Source organism: Bradyrhizobium sp. STM 3843 (assembly GCF_000239815.1).
In the GTDB taxonomy this organism is placed as follows: domain Bacteria; phylum Pseudomonadota; class Alphaproteobacteria; order Rhizobiales; family Xanthobacteraceae; genus Bradyrhizobium.
On sequence record NZ_CAFK01000094.1, the window covers coordinates 1 to 12,020 of the forward strand.

Sequence of the window (12,020 nt, forward strand, 5' to 3'; positions counted from 1 at the left end):
CCTGCCCGTCCTCACCCTCTCCTATTCCGACCTGATCACCGATCGCGGATTCAAATACGTGTTCCAGACCGCGGCCACCGCGGGTTCGCAGGCGAAGCAAGCGTTGCCCCAGATCATCAAGTTGGCGGAGACTGCCTCTGGCAAACGGCCGAAGACGGTCGCGATCCTGACCGACAACACAGGGGCTTCGATCGCCTCTGCAAAGGCGATGCGCGAAGGGCTGCTGGCGGAGAACCAGTTGCAGCTGATCGTCGACGAGACTTTCACGCCTCCACTGGCGGATGCGACGTCGCTGGTGCAGAAGGTCCGCTCGGCAAAGCCCGATCTGCTGTTCTTCCTGCCGACCGTGATCTCGGACGCAAAACTGCTGCTGGAGAAGATGAACGAGTTCGGCCTCGGCCAGGGCAAGGTGCCGACCATCTCGTTCGGCATCGCGATCGCCGAGCCGGACATGCTGCAGACGGTGAGCCCCGAGCTGCTGCAGGGTGTGCTCACCTGCGTCGCGAGCTGGGGCGCCAAGGGCCATGAAGCCCTGATCGCCGAGTTGAAGACCCGCTACAAGGAGCCGTGGATGACCCAGAACGCGATCTCCACCTATGGCGACATGTGGGTGATCAAGGACGCACTGGAGAAGGCCGGCAAGGCTGATCGCGTCGCCGTGGGCGAAGCGCTGCGGACCATGGATGGCGGCCCCTCGAAATATTATCCGCTGGGCGAGATCAAATTCGACGAGAAAGGCCGGCGCGTCGGCGCCGGCATGACCATCGTGCAGTGGCAGTCCGGCGTCCCGGTGACGGTGTTCCCGCCCGAGCTTGCCCTGGCACAGCCGTTCTGGCCGAAGAGCTGACAACGTCCCAAAGAGAATTGGAGAACAAGATGGATAAGGCGACCTACGACCGCGGTCTCGAAATCCGCAAGAGCGTGCTCGGCAGCGAATTCGTCGACAAAGCGATCGCCTCCGCGGACGAGTTCAACCGCCCGATGCAGGACCTCACTACCGAATATTGCTGGGGTTACGTCTGGGGGCGTGAGGGACTGACACGGAAGACCCGCAGCTTCCTCAATCTGGCGATGCTCTGCGCGCTCAACCGCCCGCATGAGCTGAAGACCCATGTCCGGGGGGCGCTTGCCAACGGCGCAACGCGCGAGGAGATCCGCGAGGTCTTCATGCAGGTCGCGATCTATTGCGGCGTGCCGGCCGGCGTGGACGCGTTCCGGAATGCGAAAGAAGTCTTCGCAGAGCTCGACAAGAACAGCGAAGCGACACCGCGATGAAGGGAAAATGGGCACTCGTGACCGGTGCGACCGCGGGCCTCGGACTGGCCATTGCGGAAGGCTTGGCGGGCGCGGGTGCCAATATCATCCTTCATGATCTCATTGCGCCGAAGCAAGCCGCGGATGCGCTGCGCAGCCGCTTCGGCCTTGAGGTCATCGCGGCCGGCGTCGATCTCTCTCAACGCGACGCGATCGAAGCCATGATGGCGGACCTGCTGGACCGCTGCGGCGCCATCGACATCCTCGTCAACAATGCGGTGGTCCGGCATTTCGCGGCAGTCGAGCAGTTTGCTCCCGAGCACTGGGACCAGGCGCTGGCCGTGAACCTTTCGGCACCATTTCATCTGATCCGCCTGGCCCTGCCGACCATGAAGCAACGCGGTTGGGGCCGGATCATCAACATGGGCTCGATCTACTCGAGCCGCGCGGTCGAAGACCGGATCGACTACGTCACGACCAAGACGGCCATTCTGGGCATGACCCGCGCCGTCGCCATCGAGACGGCGCGCAGCGGCATAACCTGCAACACGCTCTGCCCCGGTACGCTGCCGACGCCTGCGATCCTGAACAAGATCGCAACGATGGCGTCGAGTAGCGGCCGTCCGGTCGAGGACATGACCCGCGAATATCTCGGCGAGCGCCAGCCTACGCAGCGCTTCATCGGAATGGATGCTGTTGCCGCCGTGGTCGTCTTTCTCTGCGGTCCGGCCGCAAACGACATCACCGGGGCCAGCCTGCCCATCGACGGCGGCTGGTCGGTCGCATGAAAGCATTGGAAGAGGAGCTTAGCGATGCCTGAACAATCGAGTCAGACTGTCTTGCTGACAGGCGCCACCGGCGGCATGGGACGCGCTATTACCAAAGCCCTGCTGGAGAGCGGCCGCCGCGTCGTGCTGGTCGACCGCGATGCCAATGCGCTTCAGGAGCTGGCGGCGACAGCAGGCAGCGCCGTGTTTCCGATCCAGCTCGATGTCAGCGATCCACAGGCAGTCGATCGCTTACCGGACGCGATTACAAAGCCATTCAAGCCGGTCGACGTTCTCATCAACAATGCCGGCCACGATATCGGCGGCCGAACGCGCTTCGATGTCGGCTCGGCCGACGACTGGTCCAACATTATCCAAACCAACCTGATCGGCTTGATGCGTGTGACGCGCGCGATTCTACCCGACATGGTCCGGCGCAACGCCGGCCATGTCGTCAACATCAGCTCCATCAATGCAGTCCGGATCGTCCCTGACATGGCCGCCTACAGCACCAGCAAAGCGGGCGTGCACATGTTCACCGAGACGCTTCGGGGCGAGCTGGCGGAAACGGCGATCCGGGTAACCGAGCTCCAGCCCGGCCTGACCCGGACCAATATCATCCTCACCCGCTATCGCGGCGACAAGGCGAAGGAACAGGACTATTTCGACCAGTTCAAGATGGCGCTCGAGCCTGCCGATATTGCGCGCTCGATCGTCTTCGCCCTTGACCAGCCCGCCCATGTTCAAATTGCCGAAATGATGATTCTGCCTGTAAACCGGTACTGAATTTCCCAACCAGGGTCCGAACATGGAAAGACGTGGCAAATTGCAGTCGACACTCCGCATCGAGGACGTTCCGACCGTCCGTGCGATGGTCGCGCAAAAGCTGCGCGGGGCGATCATGTCCGGCACGCTCAAGCCGGGCCAGCGCCTTGTCGAGCGCGAACTCTGCGAGATGATGGGCGTCAGCCGCCCCTCGATTCGCGAAGCGCTGCGCGCCCTGGAAGCTGACGGGCTGGTCAAGACGGTGCCGCATCGCGGCCCGGTGGTCTCGACAATCAGCCTGGAGGAAGCCCGGCAGCTCTACGCGGCGCGCGCGGTTCTCGAAGGATTTGCCGGACGCGAATGCGCCCGGCTTCATGATCCGGAGGTGGCGCGCCGGATCGGGGAAGCTTTGACGCGGCTGAAGGCGGCCGCGGCCAAGCAGGACCTGGTCGGATGCCTTCAGGCCAAGACCGAATTCTACGCGGCGCTGATCGGCGGCTGCCGCAACGCCTTCATCGAGCGCATGCTCAAGCCTCTGCACGACCGCATTCAACTGCTGCGGATCACGTCGATGTCGCAGCCGAAGCGGATCAACAAAAGCCTGCGCGAAGTCACCGCGATTTGGCGCGCGATCCAGAACGGCGATCCCGATCTCGCCGAGCGATGTTGCGTCGATCACATCAATGCGGCCGCGGTGGCGGCGCTCGACATGATCGAGCGGTCGAAGGGGACCAGCGACATCGCCAATCCTTGATTGATTGGCGCTCATACTCATTGCGTATCCGTCGCCCACGCTCGTATCACCCTGTCTCGCCTGACATCGACGAACGTCGATATCTGCTAGTACTGACATTGGCGCATGCTCTGTAATGAGCTCAAAACTGCACGCCTCGAGTCAGAGCTCCGTCGACCACGACATTGGTCCCGGAAATGAAGCTTGCGGCGCGGCTCGCCAGAAAGACCGCCGCGTTGGCCATCTCCTGCGGCGTGCCCATGCGCCCGGTCGGATTGAGCGCCAGCGCCGCGCTGTAAAGCTCGGGGTTGTTGTCCTTGATATTGTTCCACACCCCACCTTCGAAATAGGTATTCCCCGGCGAGACCGTGTTGGCTCGAATGCCCTTGGGCGCCAGCTGATAAGCGAGCCCCTGGGTGTAATGGATGATCGCCGCCTTGAACGTGCCATAGGGACCGGCGGCGAAATCGATCTCGCGTCCAGATACGCTGGAAATCGCCACGATCGCGCCTTGCTTGCTCTTTTCGAGATAGGGCATAGCGGCGTCGACGAGCCGGACCGTGCCCATCATGTCCGTGGCAAATTCCTTGCTCCAGCTCTCGTCGTCCTGGCCGATCGCGAGCGCGCTCACATTGGCGACGACGATATCGATGCCGCCGAGCGCGTCGGCCATCTCGGTCACCCAGGATTTCAAAGCTGGGCCGTCGGCAACGTCGAGCGCCTTGCCGGCCGCCATAGCGCCGGCAGCTTTCAATGCGGCAACTGTAGTCGCGACTTCGGTTGCATTGCGCGCGCAAATACCGACGTCGGCACCCTCGGCCGCCAGCGTCTCCGCGATCGCCCGGCCGATTCCCTTGGTTGCACCGGTCACCAGAGCTTTCGCTCCCCTCAGGCCCAGATCCATCGTCAACCCCTCTTGTTTCGGTGTCTTCGAACCCTGACAACGGAGTCGTTGTCACTCCGCGCGTCGACAACTTGCAAACGATATCATCGATTACCGGTCTGCGTTCTCACGAGGTCTCGGTAGCTGTGAGGCATGCGCATGGCCACGAGATCTTTCCGCCTGACGATATTGGTCGGATAGACACTGTCGAGATTGCTGGTGTCGATCTCCGCCGCCGCGATCCTCTCGCCGTTGCCGACGATGGCCTCCCTACGCGGGAATGCGAAGGTGTCGGGACCAAATACGCCGCTCAAGCCGGGATAGCCGTGCTCCGGATCATGCACATTGGCGAACGCGAAGAATGTATTGTTCTCACCTGCCCGGACCCGGAAATGATGCCAGTGATAGGGATCGGCGCCGGTCGGGATCGGCGCCGGCTGGATCACACTGGTGCCCTCATGCGACGCGGTGAAAGTGCCCGTCAAGGCTGCGGGGCACGCGATGAGATCACAACCGCGCAGCGTCAGCACCCGCCCCGCTTCCGGAAACAGCGCATCATGCCCGATCAAAAGGCCGATGCGTCCAAGCGGCGTATCGACCACCGTCCAGCCTTCGCCGGCACGTGCCCAACTCCGGTCCTCGTGACCAGGATGCGTCTTGCGATACACCGAAATAATGCCGTCCGGCTCAATGAGACAGGCGCTGTTGTAGAGATCATCGCCGGCGCGCTCCGCAAGACCGCACACGACGAATAGCCCAAGCTCAGCCGCGAGGGCCGCCAATCGGTCCGTAACGGGTCCCGGGATGGGCTGCGCAGCGGCAGCCGGATCGGACAGACCAGTTGCGGCGAGTTCGGGAAACACCACGAGTTCGGCGCCGTCAGCTTTGGATTGGCGTGCGAGGACAGCGATCTCGGCCAGGTTCGCGTCGACATCAGCCCTCGGTGCAAATTGCGCGACGCTCACGCGCGAGCGCTTTCCCGCCGGCCACGGCTGATGGCCATAGAGGCCGAAGAACTCGTGAGGATTCCAGCTAAAGGTGTTGGTGAGCAGCTCGGCATAGAGCTCCGGCCGTCGCTGGGCGAACACCGTTTCGCCGAGCACACGTCTCTGGCGTGTTGTCGCGAGATCGACCTCGGCCGCAGCGATGCCATCGCCCTTGTCGATCACGGCGACGATGCTGCCATCAGGTGCGATGACACAGCTGCCGCCCGAGAACTGCACGGTGCGCTCCAGTCCCCAGCGGTTACTCTCGATCACATAACAGCTGTTCTCGAACGCCCGGCTGATCCAGTAAGGTGCCGGGGTCCGCTCGGCGAGCCAGTTCGAGATGTGGCAGATGATGTCGGCACCGCCGAGCGCCATCAGGCGCGCGGTCTCGAGGAAGTGGATGTCCATGCAGATCAGGAGTGCGATACGCCCGATCTCGGTCTCGAACACCTGATTATGGAGATCGCCTGAAGCTGCCCATTTCGGCTCGGAAATATACGGATGAGTCTTGCGGTGCCGGCCGATCACACCGTCAGGACCGATCAGCACCGCCGTATTGTAATAGATGTCGTCGTCATCAACTTCAGGCATCCCAATCACGACGTAGCAGTTGTGACGGCGGGCGAATGCAGCGAAGCGATGCGTGGTCGAACCTGGGATCTTCTCGACGAAAGGTGCTACCTCGGCGCGATCGTGCCAGCAATAACCGGTCGTCCCCATCTCAGGCGTAACAATCAGCCGCGCGCCTGCGGTGGCCGCCTGCTCGCATAGTTCGAGCAGGCGCGTGATGTTGCGCTCCTTCTCGCACATGACAGGTTCGAACTGGACCGCCGCAACTTTGTATTTCGACGCCATCCCGCCGCTCCCGTCAGACCAGGAACGACTTCTTGATCGAAGCGCCGAGCGTGTATTTCGGATCGACCATGTTGCCGAGCCTGACGCGTCCGGCCTGGGTCAGCAGCATATAGGCCTCGATCTCCTCAAACCCATAGTCTGCCGCCATCCACCGGCACAGCTCGCGATAGGCGATCCGCGCGGCATCCTCCATCGGTCGCGCCGAGCCGATGGTCATGATGAAATCCTTGGTCTCCAGCCGCGGCCAGGCGATGGTCCAATTCTTGATGAGATCGACCTGAACCGTTGTCACGGTCGGATGCTCGATGGCGACACCGCAAAGCTCGCCGTCGCCCTGCGCGGCGTGACAGTCGCCGAGATAGAGCAGCGCGCCTTTGGTATTGACCGGCAGATAGATCACCGCGCCGACGCCGACGTCCGGCAGATCCATGTTGCCGCCATAATAGTCCGGGACCAGCGAAGAGATCGCCTCGATCTCCGGCGAGGTGCCGATGGTGCCGATGAACGGTTCATAGGGCAGCGTGATCTTGTCGTTCCATTTGGTGCCGCCTTCGAGCGTGATCTCCAGCTTCTTGACCCTTTCCGGCAGCGCAGGGTTGAGCAAGGCCGTATTGCCGGTCGAGACCAGGCCGCCGAAATCCGGCATGACAACGGTGGTGCCGCGTGGCTGCGGCCCGCGAGGCACGATGCTCTCGATATAGACCGCAAGCGTATCGCCCTTCTCCGCCCCATTGACATATACGGGGCCGTTCTGCGGGTTGAGGAATGGAAAATTGAGAATCCTCGACGGGCTGTCGGTCTCATGCTTGATCGCGCCCTCGAATGCGTCGTGCGTTTCGGCGGAGACCACAGCGCCCGGATCGACGGTCAGGATGGGATCGACGTACGGGCCGTAGACATAATGGTACTTGCCTTGATCCCGTTCGGTGATCACGTGGTGCGCACCGCGCATGCCCTTGGCCACGCCCTTGCGCGCCATGATCGACTCCGTCTGCCAAGCCATTGTCATGCTCCTTCTCGATCTCTTCTCGTTCTGGCCCTTTGGTAAATCAGACTGCAAGATGACGACGCATCTCAACCTCATCATCGAGAGCCTCGCGCGCGAGGCTCGCGGTAATGCGCCCCTTGTTCATGACGTAGCAACGCTGCGCCATGGCGCGGATCATGTCGAGATTCTGTTCGACCAGGATGATCGTCACGCCGGTCTGGCGGTTGAGCTCGACCATGTTGCGGGCGATGTCCTGGACAATGTTGGGCTGGATCCCCTCCGATGGCTCGTCCAGCAGGATCAGATGGGGATCAGCAATCAGGACGCGGCCGATCGCAAGCTGCTGCTGCTGGCCGCCGGACATGGTGCCGGCGCGCTGGTTCCAGCGCTCCCTCAGGATCGGAAACGCTTCGAGGATGCGCTGCTTGCCCCGCTCGGGCACCCCTCCGCGTTTCACGGCTGCGCCGACCGCAATGTTCTCGCCCACGGTCAGTCGCGGAAAGACGTCACGGCCCTGCGGCACATAGCCCATTCCGAGCCGCGCCCGCTTGTGCGCCGGCAGATATTCCACCGCTTCGCCGCGATAGACGATCGACCCCGACATCGCCGGCACCAGACCGATCAGGCTCTTCATCAGCGTAGATTTGCCGACGCCGTTGCGGCCGATCACCGCAACGATCTCGCCCTCGCGGACCTCGATCTCCAATCCCTGCAGCACCGGCTTGCCGCCATAACCGGCGCGCAGGCCGAGCGTGGTGAGGATGACTTCCTTGCGCGCAGCCTCAAGCATGGGTCTGCCCCAGATAGATCGCCGCGACGCGTTCGTCAGCCACGATCTCGTCGATCGAACCCTGCGCGAACACCTGACCGAGATGTAGCACCGTGACGCGCTGGGCGACCTGACGCACGAAAGCCATGTCGTGCTCGATCGCAAGCACGGTCATGCCCAACGCATTCAGCCGCCGCACCATCTCACCCGTCATGTGCGTCTCCTCCGGCGACATGCCGGCGGTCGGCTCATCCAGCAGTAAGAGGCGCGGCTTCAGCGCGATCGCCATGCCGATCTCCAGCCATTGCTTTTGGCCGTGGCTGAGATTGCCGGCGGTCTGCGCCTGCTCGGCGGCAAGCCCGAGAAAAGCAAGCAACCGGTCGATCTCCTGCACGAGCTCGCCCCCATGAAGCCGGCTCTGCAACGCGATCTCGAGATTCTGTCGCACCGAGAGCCCCTTGAACACACCCGGCACCTGGAACTTGACCGACAGCCCGCGGCGGATTCGCGCGAAGGACTTCAGCGCCGTAATGTCCTCTCCGGCGAAACAGATCTGGCCGCTGCCGGGCTGATGCTCGCCGAGGATCAGCCGGAACAGCGTGCTCTTGCCGGCGCCGTTCGGGCCGATCAGGCAATGGATCTCGCCCTGCTCCAGCACAAGATTGACGGAGTTCGTCACGTGCAGGCCGCCGAAATGCTTGTTGAGGTCGCGCAATTGCAGGAGCGCCATCACGCCGCCTCCTGCTTGCGGCGCCTGGCGAGCCGAGTGATCCAGTTGATGATGCCGAGCACCAGCCCGTTGGGCGCGACCAGGACGGTCGCAACCAGCAGCACGCCCATGAACACCAGCGCATATTGGCTGCCGTAGATCGTGAGCGCCTGGAAGCCAGATAGCACCACCAGCGTGCCGATCACCGTGGTGGTGAGATCGCTGCGGCCGCCGACCGCAACCCAGATCAACGGCAACGCCGCTGCGGTCATGCCCATGCTGGAGGGCGTGATATACTGGCCCCATACCGTGTAGAGCACGCCGGACAGGCCGGCGAGCGCCGCACCGATCACGAAGGTGATCAGCTGATACTTCCTGATGTCGTAGCCCAGCATCTCCGCGCGTTCGGGATTCTCGCGGATGGCGACGATGACGTTGCCGAACGACGAGTTCATCAGGACGCGCAAACCGAGATAGACCACAACCAGCATGCCGAGCACGACGTAATAGAGACCTATATCGGCAAACAGCACGATCGGCTCATCGAACCAGGGGATCATCAGCGGCGGCATCGCGCTCATACCGTTGAAGCCATTCAGACGCGCGGCGCCGATGTGCCACTCCGGCCCTGCCGTCTGCGCCATGAAGCGCTCGAGCATCAGGGTCACCGCAAGGGTGACAATCCCCAGGAACACGCCGGCGATGCGGCCGAAGAACATGAAATAGCCGAGCAGCAGCGCAAACAGCGCCGCAAAAGCGATCGCGAGCAACAGCGCGACCCAGGTGAAACCATAGCCCGCACCGAAGTTGATGGTCAGGATGCCGTAGCCATACCCCGCAATGCCGAAGAAGGCGGTCTGGCCGAATGACAGCGAGCCGCCATATCCCCAGATCAGGCTCAGGCTGAGCGCGATGAACACCCAGACGAAGAAGTAGACCGTGTTGCCGACCGTGTAACCATCACTGAAGAGCGGATAGGCAACGGCGCCCCCCAGCACCAGTGCGAACAGGGACCAGAAGCCGCGACCGCGACCAAGGGTCTGCGGACCTTCAAGACGACGGAGCAGCGAGACGATGACACTCACGATCGCCTCCTCAGGTCCGCTCGCGCAGGACGAAGCCGGAGATGCCCTTGGGCAGCACCCGGACCACGATGATGACGGCGATCAGCAGTCCGATCTGGCCGAACAATTGACCCTGCCAGGAGGTCATTGCCGATTTCACCACCGCGAGCACGCCACCGGCCGGCGCGGTGCCGAGGAACACGTCCGCACCGCCGATGACGACGGTGACGAACGCCTCCATGATGAAGGTGGCGCCCATTGTCGGCACCAGGGTCATGGTTGGCGCATAAAGGCCACCCGCGAGACCGGCAAGCCCTGCCCCACAGGCGAAGGTGAGGCTGTAGATCAGGCGGGTGTCGACACCCAGCGCAGCGGCCATGTGCGGCACCTGGATGGTGGCGCGCGCCAGCACGCCGAAGCGGGTCCAATTGAACAACGCGTAGAGCGCGCCGAGCACAGCGAGTGCTGCAAGAAACAGCACGATGCGATAGACCGAATAGGAATAGGCGCCGACCTGGAAGCTGCCGAACGGTGTGCCGACCCCGGCCATCGTCGACCCGACCAAGATCAGCGTGCCTTGCGTGGCGATCAGGCTCAACCCCCAGGTGGCAACGATGGTATCAAGCGGACGGTCATACAGATGCCGGATCACCAGGAGTTCGACCAGCACGCCGACCAGCGCGGCGACCAGCGTGCCGCAGAGAATGCCGAGCGGGAGCGGCAGCCCGGCATGCACGGTCGCTGCGGTCACATAGGCGCCGCACATGATGAACTCGCCATGAGCGAGATTGATCACGCCCATCATGCCGAAGATGACCGCCAGGCCGCAGGCTGACAGCACTAGGAAGGCGAAGGCGTCGCCGAATTGATAGAGTGCGGAGAATGCCAGGGTCGCGATATCCATGTCTCGATCGGTTTGTGCGGGGGCCAAGGGACGCGACGACGTCGCGGCATGCAGGCATCGCCCCGGCGTGAGAGGCGCCAGGGGCGATGCTTCCGCCGATCAGGGCTTCGGCGGCGGATTCGACGGCGTGTATTGCGCCATCGGATCCTTCTTGGTCAGGTCGCAGCCGGCATCGCCGAGCCAATAGGGCTTGATGTCTTCCCAGACCTTGGGGAACGAGATCGAATGGTCGGCGCCGACCTTGGCAAGATAGATCGTATGCGACATGTGCTGGCTCTTCGGGTCGATGCAGACCTTGCCTTCCGGCGCGTCCATGCAGACGTCGCCCTGCGCGATCACCTTGCGGATCTCATCGCGCTTGGTCGACTTCGCCCGCTCCACCATCTGCTTGTACAGATAGACTGCCAGATAGGAGTTCTCGGCCTCCTGGTTCACATAAGGCTCGCTCGGAAACTTGGCCTTGAATTTGGCGTAGAACTCCTTGCTCTTCGGCGAGTCGATTTCCTCGATGTAGTTGGTGGTGACATACATGTCCTTCAGGCTCGGCGGCTTGAAGCGCTTGTGCTCGTAGCCCTGCCCGACATTGACTGAGGATGCCATCGGCAGGTTGACATTGGCCGAAGCTGCCTGCTCGTAATACGAGGCCTGCGCGGTGCCGACCAGCAGCGTGACGACGAAGTCCGGCTTGGCCTTCTGGATGTTCTGGATGCTTTGTGAGAACTGCGACACGCCGAGCGGGATGAACTCTTCGCCCGCCATTTCGCCACCGTTCTCCTTGACGATCTTGCGCACCCACTCGGCCGAGATCTGGCCGAAATTGTAGTCGGCGGCGAGCGTGTAGACCTTCTTGCCGTAGGTCTGCATCATATAGGGAATGAGCGTCGAGAACTGCTGCTCCGGCACCGCGCCGGTGACGATCATGTGTCCGTCGCAGACGCCTCCTTCATACTGGTTGTTGTAGAAAGCGAAGCCGTTGAACTGGTCGACGATCGGCCGATAAGCTTCCCGCGAGGCCGAGGAGAAGCCGGCAAACACCACGTCGACCTTGTCCCGCTGCAGCACGCGCCGCATGAACTCCTGGTAGCGGGTATTGTCTGATTGGGTGTCGTAGGTCACAAGCTCCAAGGGGCGCCCCATGATACCGCCGGCCTTGTTGATCTCGTCGGTCGCGAGCTGGATCGCATGGACCTTGCCGATGGTCGCCGCGGCGAAGTCGCCGGACTGGTCCTCCAGCACCCCGAGCTTGATCGGATTTTCCGCGGCGAACGCGCCTGACGTAAGGACAAGCGTCCCCGTGAGGGCTGCGGCATGCAGCCCCCGCACTACAGATCTGGTCATCA

At 62.6% G+C, this 12,020-nt stretch carries 13 protein-coding genes; 5 read left to right on the plus strand and 8 right to left on the minus strand.

Features of this window, described 5'->3' with window-relative positions; genetic code table 11:
* The 5 genes from BRAS3843_RS12765 to BRAS3843_RS12785 all read left to right on the plus strand — a co-directional run.
* Nucleotides 1-847: ABC transporter substrate-binding protein (locus BRAS3843_RS12765; protein WP_035981589.1), on the plus strand; the 847-nt coding region annotated here is incomplete at its 5' end.
* A gap of 29 nt (nucleotides 848-876) precedes the next feature.
* Entirely contained in the window at nucleotides 877-1,275 is a 399-nt protein-coding gene (locus BRAS3843_RS12770; RefSeq protein WP_008969310.1) for a carboxymuconolactone decarboxylase family protein, read from the plus strand.
* The gene (locus BRAS3843_RS12775) at nucleotides 1,272-2,042 is read left to right on the plus strand and encodes an SDR family oxidoreductase (protein ID WP_008969311.1); all 771 of its coding nucleotides are present in this window, start codon (nucleotides 1,272-1,274) and stop codon (nucleotides 2,040-2,042) included. Before BRAS3843_RS12770 ends, BRAS3843_RS12775 begins: the two co-directional genes overlap by 4 nt.
* A gap of 24 nt (nucleotides 2,043-2,066) precedes the next feature.
* Entirely contained in the window at nucleotides 2,067-2,807 is a 741-nt protein-coding gene (locus BRAS3843_RS12780) for an SDR family oxidoreductase (RefSeq protein WP_008969312.1), read from the plus strand.
* A gap of 22 nt (nucleotides 2,808-2,829) precedes the next feature.
* On the plus strand, nucleotides 2,830-3,540 hold the full coding sequence (locus tag BRAS3843_RS12785; RefSeq protein ID WP_008969313.1) for a GntR family transcriptional regulator: 711 nt from the start codon (nucleotides 2,830-2,832) through the stop codon (nucleotides 3,538-3,540).
* 121 nt (nucleotides 3,541-3,661) lie between these two features.
* Here the strand turns inward: BRAS3843_RS12785 and BRAS3843_RS12790 are convergent, their stop codons facing one another.
* The 8 genes from BRAS3843_RS12790 to BRAS3843_RS12825 all read right to left on the minus strand — a co-directional run bounded on the left by BRAS3843_RS12790 (nucleotide 3,662) and on the right by BRAS3843_RS12825 (nucleotide 12,018).
* Complete coding sequence (locus tag BRAS3843_RS12790; protein ID WP_008969314.1) at nucleotides 3,662-4,423, minus strand: SDR family NAD(P)-dependent oxidoreductase; 762 nt, start codon at nucleotides 4,421-4,423, stop codon at nucleotides 3,662-3,664.
* Between the two features lie 83 nt (nucleotides 4,424-4,506).
* Nucleotides 4,507-6,246, minus strand: coding sequence for a nitrilase-related carbon-nitrogen hydrolase (locus BRAS3843_RS12795; protein ID WP_008969315.1), 1,740 nt, complete (start codon nucleotides 6,244-6,246; stop codon nucleotides 4,507-4,509).
* Nucleotides 6,247-6,259: 13 nt separating this feature from the next.
* A complete protein-coding gene (locus BRAS3843_RS12800; protein ID WP_008969316.1) occupies nucleotides 6,260-7,249 on the minus strand; it encodes an acetamidase/formamidase family protein in 990 nt (329 codons plus the stop codon).
* Nucleotides 7,250-7,295: 46 nt separating this feature from the next.
* Complete coding sequence (locus BRAS3843_RS12805) at nucleotides 7,296-8,024, minus strand: ABC transporter ATP-binding protein (protein ID WP_008969317.1); 729 nt, start codon at nucleotides 8,022-8,024, stop codon at nucleotides 7,296-7,298.
* Nucleotides 8,017-8,733, minus strand: coding sequence for an ABC transporter ATP-binding protein (locus BRAS3843_RS12810; protein WP_008969318.1), 717 nt, complete (start codon nucleotides 8,731-8,733; stop codon nucleotides 8,017-8,019). The genes BRAS3843_RS12805 and BRAS3843_RS12810 overlap by 8 nt, the downstream gene beginning before the upstream one ends.
* Nucleotides 8,733-9,797, minus strand: a complete 1,065-nt coding sequence (locus tag BRAS3843_RS12815) for a branched-chain amino acid ABC transporter permease (RefSeq protein ID WP_008969319.1) — start codon at nucleotides 9,795-9,797, stop codon at nucleotides 8,733-8,735. Before BRAS3843_RS12815 ends, BRAS3843_RS12810 begins: the two co-directional genes overlap by 1 nt.
* A gap of 10 nt (nucleotides 9,798-9,807) precedes the next feature.
* A complete protein-coding gene (locus tag BRAS3843_RS12820; protein WP_008969320.1) occupies nucleotides 9,808-10,680 on the minus strand; it encodes a branched-chain amino acid ABC transporter permease in 873 nt (290 codons plus the stop codon).
* Between the two features lie 99 nt (nucleotides 10,681-10,779).
* The gene (locus BRAS3843_RS12825; protein WP_008969321.1) at nucleotides 10,780-12,018 is read right to left on the minus strand and encodes an urea ABC transporter substrate-binding protein; all 1,239 of its coding nucleotides are present in this window, start codon (nucleotides 12,016-12,018) and stop codon (nucleotides 10,780-10,782) included.
* Nucleotides 12,019-12,020 lie beyond the last annotated feature (2 nt).

Excerpts from the sequence above, each read along its gene's own strand:
- BRAS3843_RS12770 (WP_008969310.1), top strand. The coding sequence starts at position 877 with ATGGATAAGGCGACCTACGACCGCGGTCTCGAAATCCGCAAGAGCGTG.
- BRAS3843_RS12775 (WP_008969311.1), top strand. The coding sequence starts at position 1,272 with ATGAAGGGAAAATGGGCACTCGTGACCGGTGCGACCGCGGGCCTCGGA.
- BRAS3843_RS12780 (WP_008969312.1), top strand. The coding sequence starts at position 2,067 with ATGCCTGAACAATCGAGTCAGACTGTCTTGCTGACAGGCGCCACCGGC.
- BRAS3843_RS12785 (WP_008969313.1), top strand. The coding sequence starts at position 2,830 with ATGGAAAGACGTGGCAAATTGCAGTCGACACTCCGCATCGAGGACGTT.
- BRAS3843_RS12790 (WP_008969314.1), bottom strand. The coding sequence starts at position 4,423 with ATGGATCTGGGCCTGAGGGGAGCGAAAGCTCTGGTGACCGGTGCAACC.
- BRAS3843_RS12795 (WP_008969315.1), bottom strand. The coding sequence starts at position 6,246 with ATGGCGTCGAAATACAAAGTTGCGGCGGTCCAGTTCGAACCTGTCATG.
- BRAS3843_RS12800 (WP_008969316.1), bottom strand. The coding sequence starts at position 7,249 with ATGGCTTGGCAGACGGAGTCGATCATGGCGCGCAAGGGCGTGGCCAAG.
- BRAS3843_RS12805 (WP_008969317.1), bottom strand. The coding sequence starts at position 8,024 with ATGCTTGAGGCTGCGCGCAAGGAAGTCATCCTCACCACGCTCGGCCTG.
- BRAS3843_RS12810 (WP_008969318.1), bottom strand. The coding sequence starts at position 8,733 with ATGGCGCTCCTGCAATTGCGCGACCTCAACAAGCATTTCGGCGGCCTG.
- BRAS3843_RS12820 (WP_008969320.1), bottom strand. The coding sequence starts at position 10,680 with ATGGATATCGCGACCCTGGCATTCTCCGCACTCTATCAATTCGGCGAC.
- BRAS3843_RS12825 (WP_008969321.1), bottom strand. The coding sequence starts at position 12,018 with ATGACCAGATCTGTAGTGCGGGGGCTGCATGCCGCAGCCCTCACGGGG.